This window comes from Bacillus lumedeiriae (genome assembly GCF_044891285.1).
Lineage (GTDB): Bacteria > Bacillota > Bacilli > Bacillales > Domibacillaceae > Pseudobacillus > Pseudobacillus lumedeiriae.
Window position 1 is genome coordinate 46,056 of record NZ_JAUIYO010000016.1, and the last position, 20,037, is coordinate 66,092.

Consider the following 20,037-nt stretch of genomic DNA (forward strand, 5'->3'; position numbering starts at 1 on the left):
GATATGGCACGTATAGCAGGTGTTGATATTCCACGCGACAAGCGCGTAGTTATCTCATTAACTTACATCTATGGTATTGGCAGTTCCACTGCACAAAAAATTCTAACAGAAGCTGGTGTTTCTGAACATACTCGTGTACGTGATCTGACAGAAGACGAATTAAATAAAATTCGTGAGATCATTGACAAATTAAAAGTTGAGGGTGACCTTCGCCGTGAAATCTCTCTTAACATTAAACGTCTGATGGAAATCGGTTCTTACCGTGGTATCCGTCATCGCCGTGGTTTACCAGTTCGTGGACAAAATACGAAGAACAATGCTCGTACTCGTAAAGGTCCTCGTAAAACTGTAGCTAACAAGAAAAAATAATTGGTAAAGGAGGTCAATGTTAGACATGGCTCGTAAACAACAATCTCGTAAGCGTCGTGTGAAAAAGAATATCGAATTAGGTATTGCACACATTCGCTCAACATTTAACAATACAATCGTAACAATTACAGACGTTCATGGTAATGCTTTGGCTTGGTCTAGTGCAGGTGCGCTTGGATTTAGAGGTTCTCGTAAATCTACTCCATTTGCTGCTCAAATGGCTGCTGAAACAGCTGCGAAAGCGTCAATTGAACATGGTATGAAATCTCTTGAAGTAACAGTTAAAGGTCCTGGTTCTGGTCGTGAAGCTGCTATTCGTGCTCTTCAAGCTGCAGGTCTTGAAGTAACTGCTATTAAAGATGTTACTCCTGTTCCTCATAACGGATGCCGCCCTCCAAAACGTCGCCGTGTTTAATCTTCCTGTATAATAATTATATCTTTGGCAATAATGGGATATAATTGAATGTTGCGTTCAGTACAGGAATAATAAAACATTTGCTGTGCACAATTGGGAACGTAAACATGGGGGAATTTCGGTTAGACGATTCAGACCGGGGTTTCGACGTATTGAAGGAGGTATAATTGAATGATCGAAATTGAAAAGCCAAAAATTGAAACGGTTGAGATCAGCGATGATGCCATTCATGGAAAATTCGTCGTAGAACCACTTGAGCGTGGGTATGGTACAACTTTGGGTAACTCCTTGCGTCGTATACTATTATCCTCACTCCCAGGTGCTGCTGTCACGTCTATTCAGATTGACGGAGTACTGCATGAGTTCTCAACAATCGAGGGCGTCGTAGAAGATGTCACATCTATCATCTTAAATATTAAGAAACTGGCGTTAAAAATCTACTCAGACGAGGAGAAAACGCTAGAAATAGATGTACAAGGAACTGGCGTTGTGACGGCTGCTGATATTACGCATGATAGTGATGTGGAAATTCTTAATCCTGATTTGCATATTGCTACTTTAGGAGAGAATGCTCATTTTCGTATGCGTCTCACAGCACAGCGTGGGAGAGGTTATACTCCAGCTGATCAAAACAAAAAGGAAGATCATCCAATTGGTGTCATTCCAATTGACTCCATCTACACTCCGGTTGCCCGGGTAAACTATCAAGTTGAAAGTACTCGCGTGGGACAGTTAACCAACTATGATAAACTTTCATTGGATGTGTGGACTGATGGCAGTATCGGCCCGAAAGAAGCCATTTCTTTAGGTGCCAAAATTTTAACTGAACACTTAAATATCTTCGTAGGTTTAACAGACGAAGCTCAAAATGCGGAAATTATGGTGGAAAAAGAAGAAGACCAAAAAGAAAAAGTTCTAGAAATGACAATTGAAGAACTTGATCTTTCCGTTCGTTCTTACAACTGCTTAAAGCGTGCGGGCATCAATACGGTGCAAGAGCTTGCTAATAAGAGTGAAGAAGATATGATGAAGGTCCGAAATCTTGGCCGTAAGTCACTTGAAGAAGTGAAAGCGAAGCTGGATGAGCTCGGATTAGGCTTAAGAAAAGAAGATTGATCATCGAATAAAAGTAGAATTCAACAAAGGAGGGTATCTTCATGGCTTACAGAAAGCTAGGACGTACAAGCGCTCAGCGTAAAGCGATGCTTCGTGATTTAGCAACTGACTTAATCATCAGCGAGCGTATTGAAACAACTGAAGCACGTGCGAAAGAGCTTCGCTCAGTTGTGGAAAAAATGATTACACTTGGTAAACGTGGTGACTTGCATGCACGCCGTCAAGCAGCTGCATTCCTTCGTAACGAAGTAGCATCAACTGTTGAAGTTGAAAGTGAAGACGGTAAGAAGAAGGAAAAACCAGTTTATGCAGTACAAAAACTTTTCTCTGATGTAGCTCCTCGTTACAATGAGCGCCAAGGTGGTTACACGCGCATCATGAAAATCGGTCCTCGTCGTGGTGACGGTGCACCAATGGTTATTATTGAGCTTGTTTAATTTTCGATAAAACCACAACAAGGGCAGAACCTTCCAGCGTGGCTGTGTTTTGCCCTTTTTTTAATAACTCTCGCTGAAGACTGAATAATTTGAATCTTGAGCGTTACGATGAGCATCTCTTAGGGTGACTCGTCTAGCTCATGCACTCCTTCCACTCTTAACTTGTTTAAGAGGCCGCTTTGCTGGCAGAAAATTTTTCTTTGGAATGGGGTGCGGGCTTTTTTTTTGTATGGAGAGTTTTTTGATCGATGATTCAGCTGGGGAAGGAGGAAAGTCATGAAAGAGCCGATTATTTCGATTCGCCGCGTCAATTTTCGTTATCCAGAACAAACTCAATATGCATTAAAAGAAATTACATTAGATGTCATGAAGGGCGAATGGCTCGCCATTGTCGGTCATAATGGTTCAGGGAAGTCGACCCTCGCAAAAATGTTGAATGGTCTGCACTATCCGGAAGACGGACAAGTAACGATTTGTAGTTATCCCTTAAAAGAAGAATGTGTTTGGGATATACGCAAACGACTGGGCATGGTATTTCAGAATCCTGACAACCAGTTTGTTGGTACGACTGTTCAAGATGATGTGGCTTTTGGGTTAGAAAATAATGGGGTGCCCTATGATGTGATGGAAGAGAGGGTGAAAAACTCACTCCAACGGGTAGGTATGGCCGACTTTCTAAATCAAGAGCCGCACCATCTATCTGGCGGACAAAAGCAGCGTGTAGCCATCGCTGGAATTATCGCCCTGCAGCCAGATATTATTTTATTGGATGAAGCAACATCTATGCTTGATCCGCGCGGCAGGGAAGAGGTACTTTCAACGGTCCGTCAATTGAAAGAAGAACAGGATTTAACTGTTATTTCTATTACACACGACTTAGAAGAGGCTTCCCGGGCTGATCGCATAATTGTGTTAAATGAGGGAACGGTTTATTCCCAAGGGACACCCCAAGAGATATTTCAAATGAATGAAGAATTAATTAAGCTTGGTCTTGATGTCCCTTTTCCTATCAAATTGAGTGAGACGCTGCGTTTACAAGGTTTCAAGATTATGAGTAATCATTTAACAGAAGAAGAGCTGGTGAAAGAGGTATGGACATACAACTTCAAGAAGTAGAATATCGCTATGCGGCGGGTACCCCGTTTGAGCGTCTCGCTATTCAAGATGTTAGTTTTACCATTGCTGAGGGAGTATTCCTAGCAGTTATTGGCCATACTGGCTCTGGGAAGTCCACGATTATTCAGCATTTAAATGCCTTACTGCGGCCAACAAAGGGGCACATCATCCTTGGAGACCGAACTATTTCAGCAGGCAAAAAAGAAAAAAACTTAAAAGAAGTACGTAAAAGGGTAGGCGTTGTCTTCCAGTTTCCCGAGCATCAATTGTTTGAAGAAACAGTGGAAAAAGACATCAGTTATGGACCAATGAATTTCGGTGTGCCAGAAGAAGAAGCAAAAAGGAGGGCCCGTCTACTTGTTCAGCAAGTAGGCCTTCCGGAAGAAGTGCTGCAGAAGTCTCCATTTGATCTGTCAGGCGGACAGATGAGACGGGTAGCTATTGCAGGAGTTCTTGCGATGGAACCAGATGTTCTCGTACTCGATGAACCGACGGCAGGTTTAGATCCCAGGGGCAGAAAGGAAATCATGGATATGTTCCATGCTATCCACCGTGAACGCGGTCTTTCTACTGTATTGGTTACTCATAGCATGGAAGATGCCGCCTTATATGCTGACGAAATGATCATTATGCATAAAGGAAAAGTGTATAACCAGGGGAAGCCCCGGGAATTATTTTCCCACTCTGATGAACTCGCTGCTGTAGGTCTCAGTGTTCCAGAAGTCGTCCGTTTTCAACATCGTTTTGAAGCATTAGCAGGTATGAAGCTTTCCAAAACCTGTTTAACGATGGAAGAGCTAGTAGAAGAACTAGCACAGGCAAGGGAAAGGGGTGGTCCTTTATGATGGAAAAAATGATTTTTGGCCGCTACCTCCCGCTTCATTCTCTCGTTCATCAGCTCGACCCGCGGGCAAAGCTTTTGTTTATTTTTGGTTTTGTTATCATTGTCTTTTTGGCAAATAATGCACTGTCTTATGGAGTATTAGCTCTATTTACGCTTGTTATCGTTTACTTAACTAAAATTAACCTACGCTTTTTAGTTGCCGGACTGAAACCGGTGATCTGGTTAATTGTACTTACTTTCCTTCTGCACACTTTTTTAACGAAAGAAGGAAGGCTACTTATAGATATTGGTTTTTTGAAGATTTATGAAGGTGGAGTCATCCAAGGGGCATTTATTTCCCTGCGTTTTCTATTGCTGATTTTTGTGACATCTTTATTGACACTGACCACTTCTCCGATCTCGATTACAGATGGCCTTGAAAGCCTGCTGAATCCTTTTAAAAAGTGGAAGTTACCGGTTCATGAGCTGGCGCTGATGATGTCTATTTCCCTGCGCTTTATTCCAACGTTAATGGATGAAACCGACAAAATTATGAAGGCACAAATGGCAAGAGGGGCGGATTTTTCAAGCGGACCAATCAAGGATAGAGTAAAAGCGGTCATCCCTTTGCTCATTCCTTTGTTTGTCAGCTCCTTTAAACGGGCCGAAGAACTGGCTATAGCCATGGAAGCACGGGGCTATCGAGGAGGAGAAGGCCGGACGAAATACCGGCTTCTGCACTGGACAGGAAAAGACACCGCTGCGCTTGGTCTGCTCGTCGTACTCGGCGCTGTTCTTTGGTGGTTAAGAAGTTAATGGAGTGATAATATGCCGCGAGTGAAATGTACAATCGCTTATGATGGAGCTTTATTTTCTGGCTATCAAATTCAGCCGAATAGCCGCACAGTTCAAGAGGAATTGGAAAAAGTTCTAGCAGTGATCCATAAAGGGGAACCAATAAAAGTAACAGCATCAGGCCGGACAGATGCCGGTGTTCATGCTAAGGGACAAGTCATTCATTTCGACACCTCCCTTTCGATTCCGGCTGATCGCTGGCCGTCAGCCTTGAACAGCCGGCTTCCGGAAGATATATCGGTTAGACACGCTGAAATCGTGCCCCAATCGTTCCATGCGCGCTTTTCAGCGGTAGGCAAGGAATATCGCTATCAAATCTATCAAGACCCGTTCCGCAGCCCATTTCATCGTTTTTATGCTTGTCACTCTCCTATAGAGTTGGATACTTTACTTATGCAGGAAGCGGCGAATCTGCTGATCGGAACGTCCGACTTTACGAGTTTTTGCTCGGCAAAAACAGAAGTGCAGGACAAAGTTAGAACAATTACCAAGCTAGAAGTGGTTCGCTCGGGAAACACAATAGAACTGCGAGTGGCAGGGAACGGCTTTTTATATAATATGGTGCGTATTATTGCCGGTACGTTAATCGAGATAGGGCGAGGGAGAATAGCCCCTGATGCCGTTCGAGCGATTTTAGAAGGCCGGGATCGGTCATTAGCGGGGAAAACAGCACCAGCGGAAGGCTTATATTTGTGGGAAGTATTTTATTAGATCATCCGGCTGAGAAATTTTGGCTTCAATAATGAAGTGATAAGAGCATAGTTCATGGCAACTAGCCCGGGTGTCACATTTTTTCTTGACATTGGTTGCTGTAAGTTATATTATATGCTATGGTACGTTATTTAACCCCACGATAAGCCCCGGAAACTTATTCGTGATAATAAATAAGATACGACAACATGAAACAATTAATTACTTTTTAGGAGGATACAAACCAATGCGTACGACTTATATGGCGAAAGCAAGCGAAATCGAACGTAAATGGTACGTGATTGATGCTGCCGGCAAAACTCTAGGCCGTCTTTCCAGCGAAGTTGCGTCTATCTTACGTGGTAAACATAAACCAACATTCACACCACACGTTGACACTGGTGATCACGTAATCATCATCAACGCAGAGAAAATTGAATTAACAGGCAATAAATTAGCTGATAAAATTTACTACCGCCACAGCATGTATCCAGGTGGTTTAAAAACTCGCACAGCAAACGAAATGCGTACAAAATACCCTGAGAGAATGCTTGAGCTTGCTATTAAAGGCATGCTTCCAAAAGGTTCTTTAGGCCGCCAAATGGCTAAAAAATTACACGTATACGCTGGTCCTGAACATAAGAACCAAGCCCAACAACCGGAAGTTTACGAACTTCGCGGCTAATTATTAAGAGGAGGTTATTATCTTGGCACAAGTTCAATATATCGGAACAGGCCGCCGCAAGAGCTCAGTTGCTCGTGTGCGCCTAGTACCTGGAGACGGAAAAATCGTCATTAATGGACGTGACGTAGAAAACTATATCCCATTCGAAGCATTACGTACAGTAATCAAGCAGCCGCTTGTAGCAACTGAAACAACTAGCAGCTATGATGTACATGTAAATGTAAACGGAGGCGGCTACACTGGACAAGCTGGAGCAATCCGCCATGGTATCGCTCGTGCTCTTCTTCATGTAGACCCTGAATACCGCGGCGTATTAAAACGCGCTGGTTACTTAACTCGTGACGCTCGTATGAAAGAACGTAAAAAATACGGTCTTAAAGGCGCTCGTCGTGCACCTCAGTTCTCAAAACGTTAATTATCAACGTTTGGAAGACCCTCAACCTATTGGTTGGGGGTCTTTTTTTGTACAGCGGGCATTCCTTCCCTGTGTAGTGGAATACACTAGATAAGTTGGCAGTTAGGTGAGATTAGTGGAAGGTCCCTGTTAGGCAGTGATTTCTATTTTGAAGAATCGGTGTGACTAAATGATATTTTTCTAGTTCTTATAAATCAGGCTTTCAGTAAAGACAAGGTGTTTAGTATAAACATTTAGATCCCTTTGTTATAGACCCCCAATGAGAAAGAGTTGAAGCGATCCTTTCATTATGCAATTAAAGCGCGCTGAACCAAGCAAAGCGTGATTGTCCGAATCTGTACTTTTATTTAGGCCTATACATCCATACTACTCTTGATCGTGAATGAATTTTTGCCAGCTATTAAAATGGTGGATAGCTATACCTGAAATCCTTTTGTCGAAGTGGCTTGTCACAATTTCTAGTTCTTCAGACAACGTGTGTATATCCTTTCCGTAAAAAGATGTATGTTCTTCAGGAAGCTCTTTTGTTTCAACAGCAATGTATATTCTTTTCCCTTCTTGTTCCGCCCACTCTACCTCTTTTGTGCTTATATCGATAATCCCATTCTTTCCTCGTGCAAAGTTTCGATAGGCCATCACGGTGATCTCGTCTACATTTTGAATTACCCATTGAGAAAGTATGCCGTGCCCATTTTCATTTTTAAACAAAACTTTATCGTACCAAAAGGGGATATCGACACCGAGGCGAGTATTCATATGCTTGGCTGCCTCTTTCATTCTTACGATTAATGATTGATATTGCAGCACTCGCTCATCTTGGTTTGTCTTCCAGTCATCCAATAAATAAGGCTCGACATCTAAATGTATTCCTTGAAACTGTTCCTTCTTCTGAGCGCTTGTTTGATAGTCTATAAACCGATTGAGGAATTGTTTTTCTTTTTCCTGATTAGTCATGCCCCAATCGGAGCCGCCATCTAGTGCGTATACATGAACTCCCATCTTATTTACAGCAGCAATAAACTTTTTGTATGTGCTATTTTGGATTTGTGAATGGTATTGAAGATAAACGGTTTGAATCTGTCTCTCTTTGATAAATTGTATTGTGTGATCCATATCGTTTTTTATTAGATCTGTTTCCCATAGCCATGTTGCCACATGAGATGTTTTTTCTTTTTGAGTCCATGTGCTAATGATAATGACGATTATTACAAATAAACAGCTAATAAGTATTGATATTTTCCTGTTTTTCAAAATAACACCTCTAGTAAATAGATATCTATTGCTAAAATTGTAAAAAGGGGATAGAATATTTTTCTTTTGTGTTAACTAATTGATTGTTAAAATATAACATAGGCAGTTCGATCTATACTATGAGATTTAAACGTAAATAATTTACAGTATGATAACCATGCGAAGATAGAAACTTGCTATCATTTAGTTTTGAATTATAAGTATAAGTTTAATCATAGAACAAGCAGCAAGTCGATAATGCAAGTAACAGCTAATCATGCAAATAGAAGGAAGGAACCGGATGAAGAAGGTCATTATATTTATTACTATTATACTCGTTCTTTTCTCTCCACGTTTTTATTGGATGTTCAAGTCAGCTGCTGCTCTTGATATTGCAGTAGTCGATAAAACGGTACCAAAAAAAGATTATAGAGAACATAATGGATTGTTTTGGATTTTAGAAAATAAAAAAATCGTTAAGCCAAATGGAGAATTATATGATATCGGCCGGGATTATTTCGGTTATGATCCATATGAGCAAAAAGAAACTGTGTCATACGATGTTACACGCAATGTTGATCTCATCTATATAGCGGATACTTATGGAGTATACAGTGATGATTTACAAGATCTTCCTGAAGGAGAGAGAACACAAAAGGTATATGGTGGAATGGATTTATTGGAATGGAATGCGGTTATGGAAAGTAAAGGAAAAGATACGACGCTTATTGCGGAATTCAATTCCTTTGCAGAGCCGACAGACAAAGTGACTAGAAAGATTATGGAGCGAAACATAGGTGTTGTCTGGAGTGACTGGATTGGACGCTACTTTAAGGAGTTGGATAGCAGTGAAATTCCCCCATGGCTCATCCGGAATTATGAAAATCAATATAAGGAGAAATGGGATTTCAAGGGCCCAGGATTAGCATTTGTCCACACTTCCGATCGAGTGGTCGTTTTGGGGAAGCATGATGTGAAGGATTTTGTATCTGTTCAATTAACGCAGCAGGGAGAGAAGCAGCTAGACGGTGTTTCCTCGTCCAACTATATGTATTGGTTTGACATCGTGTCACCGATGGAGGGCAGTGATATATTAGCAGAATACGAATTACATCTTACCTCCAAAGGCGAAGAACAATTAATACAATCGGGTATCCCGACAAAATTTCCTGCAGTGGTCCATCATGCTGAGAATAAAACTTATTATTTTGCTGGAGATTATACAGATTACCCCAAAAAATCCTTAGCTAAGTGGGAAAAAGCACCGCTTTTATTAAAAGGATTTTCAAACGATGATTCGCAATTTTATTGGTCAACGTATGTGCCGCTCATGAACGAAGTCATCGAAAAAATAATTGAACAGAAAAGATGGTGACTAGAGTGGGCGAAAAAACTGCCAAACGTCCGTTTATTAAATTTGTTATGTGGTTTGCCTTATTAAGCACTTTTGGAGTAGGAGGAGGGATTTTCTTTCTTTTGCTTGCAGTAGTACCTATTGAGCAGGCATATACAGATCGTGGCTGGTCCCAATTTAAAATTGACAGCGTAATGAAATATTATGTTTTAGGCTGGGTTCTATTCGGCTTCTTTTTCTCGTTTTTATACTACCGCTTCTTGTTGAAAAAAAACCGATGGATGACGTCTGGCATAGTGATGACTGCTTCTGTGGCACTTTGTATAAGCGGGATGTATTACTTTTTAAATACAGGAACAGGATTTATTCAGCACTCCCAAGGAAAGATTGAAAAAGGCGACCGATTTACATTTGGCCCATATCCGGAAAAAGAAGATCTAGAACAACTAAAAGATGCTGGCTATGATGGCGTGATTACACTTTTAAGCCCTACGCTGCCTATTGAAAAGCCACTTCTCGATAAGGAGAAGAAGAGTGCCGATGAGGCAGGGATTGTCTTGTATTCATTGCCGATGCTTCCGTGGGTTGGAGACAATAGTGAAACGATTGAAGCCATCAAAAAAATGATTCAGCAGGATGATAAAAAGTATTACGTGCACTGTTACCTTGGCAGACACCGTGTGGATGTAGTGAAGCAAGTGATTAATCAAGCGCTCGATTCAACCTACAAACTAAATTTTTTACAACCGACCACATTTGAGAGAGGAAATCTATACTATTTCCATGATGAAAACATATTAGTCGGCCCGTATCCGACTGACGAAGAATGGTTTACTAGAATTAAGCGTGGAGAAGTGAAAGAAGTAGTTTCACTATTAGAGTCAAAACATACTAAATTAATTTCTAAAGAGGAAAAGGTAGCTTTGGAAATGGGAATGACAGTTCAAAGGCTGCCATTGAGCGGCGAACCGACACGAGAGGAGATAAAGAAAGCAGCAGATTATATCACTTCTCTAGATCACAAAGTGTTTGTTCACAATTTTAATAATCCAAGAGAAATTGAAGAGTTAGAGGCATATATTAGCTGGAAAAAAATGATACACGGTGATAGTCATATGATACTGGAAAGCGGCAACTATCAAAAAGTGGGGGCGAAAATGATCATAGGTTTCCAACCTACAGCTAATGATAAAAGAAAACTTTCTAAAATTGGAATTGAGCAGTACATTCATGTTAACGATGTTTCTGTGCTGTCGCTTTACAAAATCGTTCAACAAATCAAGGAAAAAGAGCAGCTCACATATGTAATTGTAAATAACATAGAAACAATGGAAACGCTTGAGAAAATCGCCACAGGTTTTTTATTCGGTTCTAGGGACAGGGGAAAGGGCTTTGAATCTATTGTATTAAGGGAGGGCAGCTTAATACGCCATGAACGAAATCTAGTGATCGGTCCTATATTATCTGGAGATGAATATGAATCATTTGCATTAAAAAATGGTGTGGCGCAGCTTATATTTTTGTATGCTGCAAGCATCACATCAGAGGAAAAGCTAGAGGAAATTAAACAAATGGCCCATCAATACGATATTCCTCTTAAGGTGATTCCGATGCATAAGGGATATGAAGAAGAATTAGTTCCAGCGATCAATCGTGAAAATGGATTAAATTATATTATGGCAGAGAAAGAAGTTATACAGTTAGTCCATGAATTTATCAAGCAATTTTAAAACTAGCCAAACGAATGGAGATGTAACCATTGACCACTCCTTTACATAAGGAAAACATATCTGTCGAGAAGTTAGAAATTATAAACGGACAATTATTCAAAATTCTTTTCGATTTGCAATCTGCCAACATTAAAAGGTCAAAAATTCGTTTCAGTCTTGTGTTTATTGGACTTCATCCGATGAGTGGCTTAGGGGAGGACACTGATGAGAGCGCTGAATCTATAGCCCATTCAAAGATGAGTGATTTTCTCTCCCTCAAAGTGCGAAATACGGATTTTGTATTTCAGCATAAAAGCTGCAAATATTGTATCGTTTTGTTACCTTTTTCTGGGGAAGAAGAAGCAAAGTATTTTTTGGAGAGAATTTTTCAAGAAGGCACCGTGTTTTTTCAAAAACACGGTGCGTTTCAGGAAGTCTATCTATCGGCAAGTATTGTTGAAATTGCAAATAGCCAAGCGGTGTTTGAAGAGGTGCTGCAACAGGGGGAACAGGCACTTCAAGCAGCGATGCTGCAGGAACCGTCACAATATCAAGTCGTCGATATTTTTAAAGAACGTGAAGTAGAAAAAATTAAAGTAAGTATTATTGAAAAAGATGACATTAATCTATCCATTATTCACACACTTCTCAAACGATCAGAAATGGAACATTTTGATTTGGACATTCAAATATTCCAAGATGGGAACGAATTTTTGGAATCTTCATGGTATCAATCGGGACATACTCACATTGTCATTATGAATGATATTTTACCTAAGAAAAATGGGATTGAAGTGTTGCATGAGCTTAGAAGACTGCCAAACAATCAAAAGTATATCATTATTATGATGTCTAAGAGAAAAGCGGAAGAGGATATGATCTTTGCATATGAAAAGGGTGTTGATGGCTACATCATTAAGCCGTTTAATATCAAACTGACAGAAGCTCAAATTAAAAGCATTTTAAAGAGACTGAGATCATGATAGACAATAGAATTTGGATTACTATATGGGCTATTGCGTTTCTGTTATTTGTGTTAGTCATGGTTTTTATCTATATAGCCGTTCAGAGAATGCGACAAAATCGAATGAATGAAAAGATCCAGCAGTATATAAAAAAATATTCTGAGGACTGGTACAGTTATCTGATTGAAGGAGGAGATAGTAAGGGAATAAGCACTATAAAGGCTGCCTATGAAAGAAACGCTATTGATCAAATATTAATCCGATATGCAAAAAATATATCGGGTGAACATACATTGAGGCGAATTTCCGATTTTGCTGAGCATTATTTACAAGATTATTATCGTGATATGCTGAATAGCAACAGCTGGAGTATTCGGATGAATGCACTTAATAAAATATTAGATCTACGGCTAGGTTTCCTGCTGGATGACATATTAAAGATGCTAAAGAGGGAAAAAAGTTATTCTGATCAAGAATATTTAGTTATGTATAAAATTTTGTCTGTATTTAAGGATGATTATTTTATTTATCACTTACTTCATCCTAAATGTACGTTAAGCGAATTTGAATACAAGAGAATACTTTATACCGCTGACCTCAACCATTTGAAAGAACTAGTGAGGAAATTGGAAGATTTACCGCGTACACTTCAATACGTGGTGATAGATATGATAGGGATCAGGAGATACGTCGAATATATACCCTTTTTAGAAGGTCTGTTAGTAAGCGATGATCGTGAACAGAGAATTCGAGTTTTAAAATCCATCGGACTTATTGGTTACATTACAAATATTGATAAGTACGTTCCCTTTGTTGAATCTAGTGTTTGGGAAGAGAGATTAATGGCAGCTAAGCTTCTAAGGCATGTTCATTTGTCGCAATCGAGCCCTTATTTAGAAAGGTTAATAAAGGATTCATCTTGGTGGGTGCGAAAACAAGCGGCTGATACGTTAATCAGTCAAAAAATGGGAGAAAAAGTTTTGGAATTGGTTATTCTTTCAGGGAATGATCGTTATGCAGTTGATATAGCAAAAGAGGTGTTAGGAAAGGAGTAACTTTGTGGAATTGGCTAATCCTCTATCATATGTTCTTTTCTTTTTTGGTGGTTTCATATTCTTTTACGCAGCTATGGTCATTATCGTTTACTCAGTCATGCTCATTCTTTCGCTTATAGAGTTAAAGAAGGTGATGCAGCTGGATAAGTATGTTATCGATGAGGAGGATTTAGCGTACACCTACTCTAAACCTGTTTCGATTATTGTTCCAGTGTATAACGAAGAGATTGGTGTGATAGATACGGTCAGTTCCTTGTTGTGTTTGCAGTATCCTCAATTAGAAGTCATCGTTGTCAATGACGGTTCTACGGATGAAACGCAAGAAAGAATGATTCAGCATTTTCAAATGGAGAAAACAAATAAAGTGATCCGCATGCAGCTTCCTTCTGAACAAATGACGAGTATATATCAATCAATCATTCATCCCAATTTACTGTTAGTGACAAAAGAAAACGGCGGAAAAGCAGATGCTTTAAATGCTGGTATAAATGTGGCGAAGTATCCATATTTCTGTTCCATTGATGGAGATTCGGTTTTAGAAACGACGTCTTTGTTAAGGGTAATGAAACCGATTGTCTCTTCGAATGATGAGGTTATCGCGGCTGGAGGAAGTGTGCGGGTTGCAAATGGATTTGACATTCAGCTGGGAGCTGTAATGCATACGACGCTCTCAGGTAACGCTTTAGTCATCATGCAGGTGATAGAATATTTAAGAGCGTTTTTTCTAGGCAGAATAGCATTAAGCAAATTCAATTTAGTGCTTATTATTTCTGGAGCTTTTAGTGTATTTGAAAAGAAATGGGTGATCGCAGCGGGAGGCTACTCTAAAAATACAACGGGTGAAGATATGGAGCTCGTCGTTAGGCTGCATCGCTTAATTAAAGAGAAAAAGATCAAAAAAAGAATTGAATTTGTACCCGACCCTGTTTGTTGGACAGAAGCTCCCGAGACGGTTCAAGACTTACGGAAACAGCGGAGAAGATGGCATCAAGGCTTAGCGGGGAGTTTGTGGAAGCATAAAGAAATGACTTTTAACCCTAAGTATGGTGTGATTGGTATGATCGCTTTTCCTTATTTTTGGATTATTGAATGTTTAGGGCCGATTATTGAGTTAGGCGGTTACTTGTATCTTATCCTTTCCTTTTTGGCAGGAGATATTTATGTTGAATTGACGATTCTATTATCCCTCCTTTTCATCCTTTACGGCGGAGTCTTTTCTATTGCATCTGTCCTGTTAGAAGCATGGAGCATTGACTCCTATCCAAAAGTCAAAGATATAGCGAAAATGATGATCTTTTCACTTACGGAAGCATTCTGGTATAGGCCGCTTACCCTGTTATGGCGGCTGGAGGGCATATTATTTTTCTTAATAAAGCGAAATGATTGGGGATATATGAAGCGTAAAGGATTGTCTAGAAAAAAGGATGAGCATCATTTCGACAGCGAAAAGATGAATTCAGCTGGTTAAACGTTGAATCATCCATTTACCTAACCTGTCTGCTTTGTTTAGTGCATGTGAATCTAAGAATGGGGGAAACTATCGATGATTCATTACAATTGAAAGGAAGGGATCATTGGATGGCTAAGCGTAAGGCAGAAAGAAATGCCGCAGAAAAACATGCAAAAACGCCGAAGAAGAATATTGAGGAAATGGATTATTCCACAGAGTTTGCTGCTGAAGAAAACCCAATGAAAGGCGCAAACCGCAACTCTAACCTTGGCCGAAAAGGCAGAGGCAAGTAACGTCAGAAAACAAGTGTGCAGCTTGCTGCTAAAGATGAGGATGCTCCGAAAGAAAAGTTTAAGGAGCATCCTCTTTTTTGTGTGCTCACTCATAATTTTCGCCCTTGTCCCATATGATGGCAACAGGAGTGAAAAAGGGGGAGTTCGATGAAAGGGTGGAGAAGGTGGATTGTTTTTTTACTAGGTAGTGCCATCCTTACTTTTGTCATTCAAATTTGGGGCACGGATAATATGTCCTGGAAGCCTTGGAATATGCCGCTTTCAGGAAAAACGATTTATTTAGATGCCGGCCATGGGGGAGCAGATGGAGGGGCAGGGGATAAAGAGGCACTAGAAAAAGATATTGCGTTGTCTGTTACAGAGAAAGTCAGGGACTATTTACAAGGGCAGGGTGCCATTGTTTTAATGACAAGAGAAAAGGACGTGGATCTTGCCTCTCCTGATACGCGGTCTTATCGCGGAAGAAAAACAGAAGATTTACAAAAACGGTTGAGTTTAATTAATGAATCGAAGGCGGATCTGTTTGTAAGTATTCATTTAAATGCGATTCCATCACCGCGCTGGAGAGGGGCTCAAACGTTTTATGCTCCTCATATGCAGGAAAACAAGGAATTAGCGAAAGACATTCAATATGAAGTAGTTTTAAATTTGGAAAATACGAACAGGGAAGCAAAGGCCATCAATCATGTCTATTTGTTGAAATATGCAAATAAGCCAGGGGCGTTAGTGGAAATCGGCTTTTTATCCAATCCGGCGGAGAGACAGGACTTGTTAACAGAGGAATATCAAGAAAAAGTAGCGGCTTCTATTTATAAAGGCATTATGAAGTATGTGGATGATAAGGAGGGATAAGAGCAGATCGGGCTCTATCCTTTTTGTTTTATATGGGTATCATGTTTGAAGGCATCTACATACGTCTAGCTCTCTGCTTTTGTTTACAAACTGTTATTGCTATACTATAAGAGAAAATGACGAAGATGAAGGATGTGGATAGTGTGGTAACAGAAGGGCAAGTAAAAGAGATGTTAAGTGAAATGAACGATCCTATTTTACATAAAACGCTGGCGGAAACCGGCGGCATTGTTGAAGTCAGCATTAAAGAAGAAAAGCAGCATGTGAGTGTCAAAGTAGCTATCGCCCAAACAGGGACGGCTGAGCAGCTGCAGTTTCAAATGCAAATTGTGGAAGCGCTAAAAGCGGCAGGTGCCAAAACGGTCGGTATTCGCTTTACAGAGCTTCCAGAGGAGGTGCTGTCCAAATATCGCGGGTCACAAGGCAGCCAGGAACATGGACAAGATTTGCTTTCGCCGGAAAGTCGAACAACATTTATAGCAATTGCAAGCGGTAAAGGCGGTGTCGGTAAATCGACTGTTTCTGTGAACCTTGCTGTAGCTCTTGCGCGTTTAGGAAAGAAAGTAGGTCTTGTGGATGCTGATATTTACGGATTCAGCGTACCTGATATGATGGGAATTACACAGCGGCCTGTTGTGCGCGGCGAAAAAATTGTTCCCGTGGAACGCTTTGGTGTAAAGGTTATTTCCATGGGCTTTTTCGTTGATGATAATGCGCCGGTTATTTGGCGTGGACCGATGCTTGGAAAAATGCTCAATAACTTCTTTCAAGAAGTGGAATGGGGCGAACTAGATTACCTGCTGCTTGATTTGCCGCCGGGCACAGGTGATGTAGCACTCGATGTTCATTCAATGATTCCTCATTCAAAAGAAATTATTGTTTCCACTCCACACCCAACAGCAGCGTTTGTAGCCGCTCGAGCGGGTGCAATGGCTTTACAAACGGATCATGAAATCATCGGAGTCATCGAGAACATGGCTTACTTCGAGAGTAAGAATACAGGTGAAAAAGAATACGTCTTTGGACGTGGAGGCGGGGACAAACTAGCGGAAGAACTACGGACAGAAGTGTTGGGAAGATTGCCGCTTCAACAGCCAGATTGGGATGAAGAGGACTTTGCCCCTTCTATTTATGCTGAAGATCATCAGCTAGGGAGAATTTATTTAGAGGTTGCTGAAAAAGTCATTCATACGTTAAACAATAACTAAACATAAAAAGACAGCCGGTATAAATGTTCATCGGCTGTCTTTTTGATGATTATCCACCTTGCTGCCCGCCTTGTTGTCCTCCGCCTTCCCCTTGCTTTTTCTCTTTTCCTCCAGCAGCTTCTTCGCTTGCTGCTTTTAGCAAAATATCTTGTATTTTTGCTTTATATAGAGGACTTTCAAATATTTCAGTCGTAATTTTTTGTAAATGTTCTCGGTATTCTTTGCTCTTTAACAGTTTTGTGACGTTCTTTTCATATTCGGGATCCTGCATAATGTCCAGCATCATTTGTTGGTATTGTGGATCTTTCATCAGTTCTTTTAGTAATTCTTCCTGTTCTTTTTTCATGCCTTTAGCGATAGAGCTGGCGAACTTGGGATCTTTAAATGCCTCTTTCCAAAATTCTTCACCTTTTTTAGACAGCAGTGTTTGTTCAATGGTTTGAGCGACAATTTTCTGATCCATAACAAGCTGCTGCTTTACTTTTTCATCTTTCATCATTTCTTGAATAGCCTTTTTTCCATCATCTGATTTTAATATATCAACGACCATTTTTTTCGTCGCATCATAATCCATCTGGGCGTTTCCAACATCGGCTGCCCCCCCTCCACAAGCTGCCAGAGAGAAGATCAGTAAGAGGAGCGGTAAGAAAAATTTCCACATGAATAAGCTCCTTTCTAGGGTTTTCTTATTGTTAATATGAACAGAGGCAAAGAAATTATTCAAGGTCAGGTCTTTACCTAGATTTTTTTAATTTTCGTTGTTACAATCAGAAAGGGATAACAATATAGTTGGGGGTAACAAGGTGACAATCCGAAATTGGATCAGGTTTTTTGTACATACATTAGTAATTGGCGGGATTGCGGCAAGCATTCTTGGTTTTTTCATTCGTTGGGATGAATTAGCGCCATTAGTCAGTACGGGTGGATGGAAGGATATACTTTCTATTTTAGCGTGGCATTTATTCGTCGGTTTTACATTTAGCGTTATTAGTCAAATGGGTTTCTTTGCTTATTTAACCGTTCATCAATTTGGCGCCAGTATGTTCCGTTCATTTTGGAACAGTGTACAGTTTGTCGTTATTGCGTTTGTTTTATTCGATCTCGTTTATTTCCGTTTCCAGGCGTTTGCTGATAAAGGAGAGTCGCTTCTTCCTTATATTTCTTTAGCTGTTTTACTTCTCTTGGTGGGTCTGATTACAGCTTTCTTTAAAGCGAAACAATCAAACAAAAGTGTATTCATTTCTGCTTTATTTTTTATGATTGTTGTAACTGTTCTGGAATGGCTGCCGGTTCTTCAGGCAAATGATGAGAAATGGCTGTACATTATGCTTTTTACTTTGCTTCCATGTAACTCTTTTCAATTACTTGCTTTGCCAAAATACAATCAACGCATAATGAAAAAAAGCGGAGCTTAGAGGCTCCGCTTTTTTTCATTATGGAATAATCTTTGTTTCTATTTTGCCGTTTGCAATTAATTCGGATACTGTCACGAGCTTGTCAACTGATCGAGTGGATTGGATGATCTCTGGAAGCGCGGCATTCGTTTGTTTAGCTGAGTCTGATGCATGCATAAACAAAATATCACCGTTTTTTGCTTCCTTTGCTCTGGATAAAATAGAAGCTGTGCCGGGATTTTTCCAATCATTCGTATTAATGCTCCAATGAACGTACGTTAGCCTCATCTCTTCAGCTACACGAAGCACCTCTTGATTAAAGTGGCCAGTTGGTGCCCGTACTAAATCAATGTCTTCAATTTGCAGCTTCTTGAATACTTCTTGCGCCTTCAATAAGTCTTTTCTAATCTCTTCCTTCTCCATCGATGTATAGTCAAGATAGTTATAGCCGAGTAGACCGATCTCGAAATGATGCTCTTTCATTTTCTTGACGAGATCCGGATGGCGCTCCGCCCAAGAGCCGGACAAGAAAAAGGTTGCTTTTGCTTTATGGCGAATGAGTGTCTGTACGATTTGGGCGGCTTTTTCATCTCCCCATCCAATATCAAAAGTTAAGGCAATTCCATTCTCTCCTTTATACACGGCCTTGGGAGAATCTTTTTCCGAAAAAACAGGAATACTCATGGAATTTTGGGTAAACAATAAAATAGCTGTAAAAAAGGAAATGGAAATTAACAATATAAACTGCTTTGTTTTTTTGGCGTGCAACGTATAAAAAAAAGTCATGCTCTCCCTCCGCTAAAATCGTCTTAATCAATTTTATGAGCAAGTACATAAATATTATGACAAACAAATAGATTTACGGAATAGCATAGTAGTATGACGTTGAATAAAAAGAAAAATGGGTGATGAGATGCTGGCATTATTAATTAATGAAGAAGAGAAGAGGGAAATTTATTATTTGATTAAACGGGAGCTGGATGAAATCTTATTTGATCTTGGCGATTCACGAATAGATGAATCTGTGAAGCGTTCGATGAAGAAAAAGTATGTAAGGTTATTTGAATTATTTAAAAGGGTAGCCGCAAAAGAAGAGTGTATGAAATATTTAGCTTATAGAAATTCCGTTGAAAAAGCCCATCAGTCAGCCCCTTCTTCGGATATACAATGAAGCGGCATGGAGGACTTTAAAGAAGTGAGGTTTTTGCGTGTAGCAGGAGACCGCTTGAAAAAAATGAAATGATAAGACCGGTTATCTATCAATGAAAACCGGTCTTATTTGAGTTAGATTGCAATGAGGAGCCTTGAGTTTTGAGCAACAGAATAAAAAAATAAATAAATAGTTGACGGGAGTGCTTGAATTATGTTAAATTATTAATTGTCGCTGCGAGAAACAATAAGCGACAACTTAGAAATAAAAAAACGTTGACTTTTATAACAGCGCAGTGGTATTATGGATGAGTCGCTGTTGAAGACAATGATGAAATTGATCTTTGAAAACTGAACAAAATACATGCCAGTAAGTTAATTCTTATTTAAAACAATTGAGCAAGTCAAACATCTTTTTGGAGAGTTTGATCCTGGCTCAGGACGAACGCTGGCGGCG

Annotated in this window: 23 protein-coding genes; 20 read left to right on the forward strand and 3 right to left on the reverse strand. The window is 40.0% G+C overall.

What is annotated here, in order from left to right; translation table 11 throughout:
- Nucleotides 1-3 precede the first annotated feature (3 nt).
- The 10 genes from rpsM to rpsI all read left to right on the forward strand — a co-directional run bounded on the left by rpsM (nt 4) and on the right by rpsI (nt 6,921).
- Complete coding sequence (gene rpsM / locus QYG89_RS14625; RefSeq protein WP_404318565.1) at nt 4-369, forward strand: 30S ribosomal protein S13; 366 nt, start codon at nt 4-6, stop codon at nt 367-369.
- Between the two features lie 25 nt (nt 370-394).
- On the forward strand, nt 395-784 hold the full coding sequence (rpsK, locus tag QYG89_RS14630; RefSeq protein ID WP_152154141.1) for a 30S ribosomal protein S11: 390 nt from the start codon (nt 395-397) through the stop codon (nt 782-784).
- Between the two features lie 171 nt (nt 785-955).
- Entirely contained in the window at nt 956-1,900 is a 945-nt protein-coding gene (locus QYG89_RS14635) for a DNA-directed RNA polymerase subunit alpha (protein ID WP_404318567.1), read from the forward strand.
- A gap of 41 nt (nt 1,901-1,941) precedes the next feature.
- Nucleotides 1,942-2,337 (forward strand): 50S ribosomal protein L17, encoded by a 396-nt coding sequence (gene rplQ / locus QYG89_RS14640; RefSeq protein ID WP_404318569.1) that lies wholly within the window; start codon nt 1,942-1,944, stop codon nt 2,335-2,337.
- A gap of 276 nt (nt 2,338-2,613) precedes the next feature.
- Nucleotides 2,614-3,453 carry an energy-coupling factor ABC transporter ATP-binding protein gene (locus QYG89_RS14645; protein WP_404318571.1) on the forward strand — a complete coding sequence of 280 codons (840 nt, stop codon included), beginning with the start codon at nt 2,614-2,616 and terminating at the stop codon, nt 3,451-3,453.
- On the forward strand, nt 3,429-4,298 hold the full coding sequence (locus QYG89_RS14650; RefSeq protein WP_404318573.1) for an energy-coupling factor ABC transporter ATP-binding protein: 870 nt from the start codon (nt 3,429-3,431) through the stop codon (nt 4,296-4,298). The genes QYG89_RS14645 and QYG89_RS14650 overlap by 25 nt, the downstream gene beginning before the upstream one ends.
- Entirely contained in the window at nt 4,295-5,092 is a 798-nt protein-coding gene (locus tag QYG89_RS14655; protein ID WP_404318575.1) for an energy-coupling factor transporter transmembrane component T family protein, read from the forward strand. The genes QYG89_RS14650 and QYG89_RS14655 overlap by 4 nt, the downstream gene beginning before the upstream one ends.
- Nucleotides 5,093-5,104: 12 nt before the next feature.
- Nucleotides 5,105-5,842, forward strand: a complete 738-nt coding sequence (truA, locus tag QYG89_RS14660) for a tRNA pseudouridine(38-40) synthase TruA (protein WP_404318576.1) — start codon at nt 5,105-5,107, stop codon at nt 5,840-5,842.
- 226 nt (nt 5,843-6,068) lie between these two features.
- Nucleotides 6,069-6,506: a 50S ribosomal protein L13 gene (rplM, locus tag QYG89_RS14665; protein ID WP_404318577.1), complete on the forward strand. Its 438-nt coding sequence runs from the start codon at nt 6,069-6,071 to the stop codon at nt 6,504-6,506.
- A 22-nt stretch (nt 6,507-6,528) separates the two neighbouring features.
- Complete coding sequence (rpsI, locus tag QYG89_RS14670) at nt 6,529-6,921, forward strand: 30S ribosomal protein S9 (RefSeq protein ID WP_404318579.1); 393 nt, start codon at nt 6,529-6,531, stop codon at nt 6,919-6,921.
- A gap of 366 nt (nt 6,922-7,287) precedes the next feature.
- Here rpsI and QYG89_RS14675 read toward each other — a convergent pair whose 3' ends face one another.
- Nucleotides 7,288-8,076 carry an amidase gene (locus tag QYG89_RS14675; RefSeq protein ID WP_404318580.1) on the reverse strand — a complete coding sequence of 263 codons (789 nt, stop codon included), beginning with the start codon at nt 8,074-8,076 and terminating at the stop codon, nt 7,288-7,290.
- Nucleotides 8,077-8,452: 376 nt separating this feature from the next.
- On the opposite strand from QYG89_RS14675, the gene QYG89_RS14680 reads away from it, so the two are divergent.
- The 8 genes from QYG89_RS14680 (at nt 8,453) to QYG89_RS14715 (ending at nt 17,037) form a co-directional block, all read left to right on the forward strand.
- Entirely contained in the window at nt 8,453-9,526 is a 1,074-nt protein-coding gene (locus QYG89_RS14680; RefSeq protein ID WP_404318582.1) for a hypothetical protein, read from the forward strand.
- Between the two features lie 5 nt (nt 9,527-9,531).
- Nucleotides 9,532-11,235 carry a hypothetical protein gene (locus QYG89_RS14685; protein ID WP_404318584.1) on the forward strand — a complete coding sequence of 568 codons (1,704 nt, stop codon included), beginning with the start codon at nt 9,532-9,534 and terminating at the stop codon, nt 11,233-11,235.
- A gap of 29 nt (nt 11,236-11,264) precedes the next feature.
- Entirely contained in the window at nt 11,265-12,197 is a 933-nt protein-coding gene (locus tag QYG89_RS14690) for a response regulator (protein WP_404318585.1), read from the forward strand.
- The gene (locus QYG89_RS14695; RefSeq protein WP_404318587.1) at nt 12,194-13,234 is read left to right on the forward strand and encodes a HEAT repeat domain-containing protein; all 1,041 of its coding nucleotides are present in this window, start codon (nt 12,194-12,196) and stop codon (nt 13,232-13,234) included. The genes QYG89_RS14690 and QYG89_RS14695 overlap by 4 nt, the downstream gene beginning before the upstream one ends.
- A 73-nt stretch (nt 13,235-13,307) precedes the next feature.
- Nucleotides 13,308-14,702: a glycosyltransferase family 2 protein gene (locus tag QYG89_RS14700; protein WP_404318603.1), complete on the forward strand. Its 1,395-nt coding sequence runs from the start codon at nt 13,308-13,310 to the stop codon at nt 14,700-14,702.
- 110 nt (nt 14,703-14,812) lie between these two features.
- The gene (locus QYG89_RS14705; RefSeq protein WP_404318589.1) at nt 14,813-14,977 is read left to right on the forward strand and encodes a hypothetical protein; all 165 of its coding nucleotides are present in this window, start codon (nt 14,813-14,815) and stop codon (nt 14,975-14,977) included.
- Nucleotides 14,978-15,124: 147 nt separating this feature from the next.
- Complete coding sequence (cwlD, locus tag QYG89_RS14710) at nt 15,125-15,829, forward strand: N-acetylmuramoyl-L-alanine amidase CwlD (RefSeq protein ID WP_404318591.1); 705 nt, start codon at nt 15,125-15,127, stop codon at nt 15,827-15,829.
- Nucleotides 15,830-15,972: 143 nt separating this feature from the next.
- Nucleotides 15,973-17,037, forward strand: coding sequence for an Mrp/NBP35 family ATP-binding protein (locus tag QYG89_RS14715; RefSeq protein WP_404318606.1), 1,065 nt, complete (start codon nt 15,973-15,975; stop codon nt 17,035-17,037).
- Between the two features lie 49 nt (nt 17,038-17,086).
- Here QYG89_RS14715 and gerD read toward each other — a convergent pair whose 3' ends face one another.
- Nucleotides 17,087-17,698, reverse strand: a complete 612-nt coding sequence (gerD, locus tag QYG89_RS14720; RefSeq protein WP_404318593.1) for a spore germination lipoprotein GerD — start codon at nt 17,696-17,698, stop codon at nt 17,087-17,089.
- 142 nt (nt 17,699-17,840) lie between these two features.
- Here gerD and QYG89_RS14725 point away from each other — a divergent pair, with 142 nt between their 5' ends.
- Entirely contained in the window at nt 17,841-18,452 is a 612-nt protein-coding gene (locus QYG89_RS14725) for a KinB-signaling pathway activation protein (protein ID WP_404318595.1), read from the forward strand.
- 18 nt (nt 18,453-18,470) lie between these two features.
- Here QYG89_RS14725 and QYG89_RS14730 read toward each other — a convergent pair whose 3' ends face one another.
- Nucleotides 18,471-19,217, reverse strand: a complete 747-nt coding sequence (locus QYG89_RS14730; RefSeq protein WP_404318596.1) for a polysaccharide deacetylase family protein — start codon at nt 19,215-19,217, stop codon at nt 18,471-18,473.
- A 127-nt stretch (nt 19,218-19,344) separates the two neighbouring features.
- Between QYG89_RS14730 and QYG89_RS14735 the strand changes: the two genes are divergently transcribed.
- On the forward strand, nt 19,345-19,602 hold the full coding sequence (locus QYG89_RS14735) for a hypothetical protein (protein ID WP_404318598.1): 258 nt from the start codon (nt 19,345-19,347) through the stop codon (nt 19,600-19,602).
- The last annotated feature ends 435 nt before the right edge of the window (nt 19,603-20,037 follow it).

Coding starts and splice junctions, on each gene's coding strand:
- QYG89_RS14645 (WP_404318571.1), top strand. CDS start 2,614: ATGAAAGAGCCGATTATTTCGATTCGCCGCGTCAATTTTCGTTATCCA.
- QYG89_RS14695 (WP_404318587.1), top strand. CDS start 12,194: ATGATAGACAATAGAATTTGGATTACTATATGGGCTATTGCGTTTCTG.
- rpsK (WP_152154141.1), top strand. CDS start 395: ATGGCTCGTAAACAACAATCTCGTAAGCGTCGTGTGAAAAAGAATATC.
- QYG89_RS14655 (WP_404318575.1), top strand. CDS start 4,295: ATGATGGAAAAAATGATTTTTGGCCGCTACCTCCCGCTTCATTCTCTC.
- cwlD (WP_404318591.1), top strand. CDS start 15,125: ATGAAAGGGTGGAGAAGGTGGATTGTTTTTTTACTAGGTAGTGCCATC.
- QYG89_RS14680 (WP_404318582.1), top strand. CDS start 8,453: ATGAAGAAGGTCATTATATTTATTACTATTATACTCGTTCTTTTCTCT.
- truA (WP_404318576.1), top strand. CDS start 5,105: ATGCCGCGAGTGAAATGTACAATCGCTTATGATGGAGCTTTATTTTCT.
- gerD (WP_404318593.1), bottom strand. CDS start 17,698: ATGTGGAAATTTTTCTTACCGCTCCTCTTACTGATCTTCTCTCTGGCA.
- rplM (WP_404318577.1), top strand. CDS start 6,069: ATGCGTACGACTTATATGGCGAAAGCAAGCGAAATCGAACGTAAATGG.
- rplQ (WP_404318569.1), top strand. CDS start 1,942: ATGGCTTACAGAAAGCTAGGACGTACAAGCGCTCAGCGTAAAGCGATG.
- QYG89_RS14730 (WP_404318596.1), bottom strand. CDS start 19,217: ATGACTTTTTTTTATACGTTGCACGCCAAAAAAACAAAGCAGTTTATA.
- QYG89_RS14705 (WP_404318589.1), top strand. CDS start 14,813: ATGGCTAAGCGTAAGGCAGAAAGAAATGCCGCAGAAAAACATGCAAAA.
- QYG89_RS14650 (WP_404318573.1), top strand. CDS start 3,429: ATGGACATACAACTTCAAGAAGTAGAATATCGCTATGCGGCGGGTACC.
- rpsM (WP_404318565.1), top strand. CDS start 4: ATGGCACGTATAGCAGGTGTTGATATTCCACGCGACAAGCGCGTAGTT.
- QYG89_RS14700 (WP_404318603.1), top strand. CDS start 13,308: ATGGTCATTATCGTTTACTCAGTCATGCTCATTCTTTCGCTTATAGAG.
- QYG89_RS14735 (WP_404318598.1), top strand. CDS start 19,345: ATGCTGGCATTATTAATTAATGAAGAAGAGAAGAGGGAAATTTATTAT.
- QYG89_RS14635 (WP_404318567.1), top strand. CDS start 956: ATGATCGAAATTGAAAAGCCAAAAATTGAAACGGTTGAGATCAGCGAT.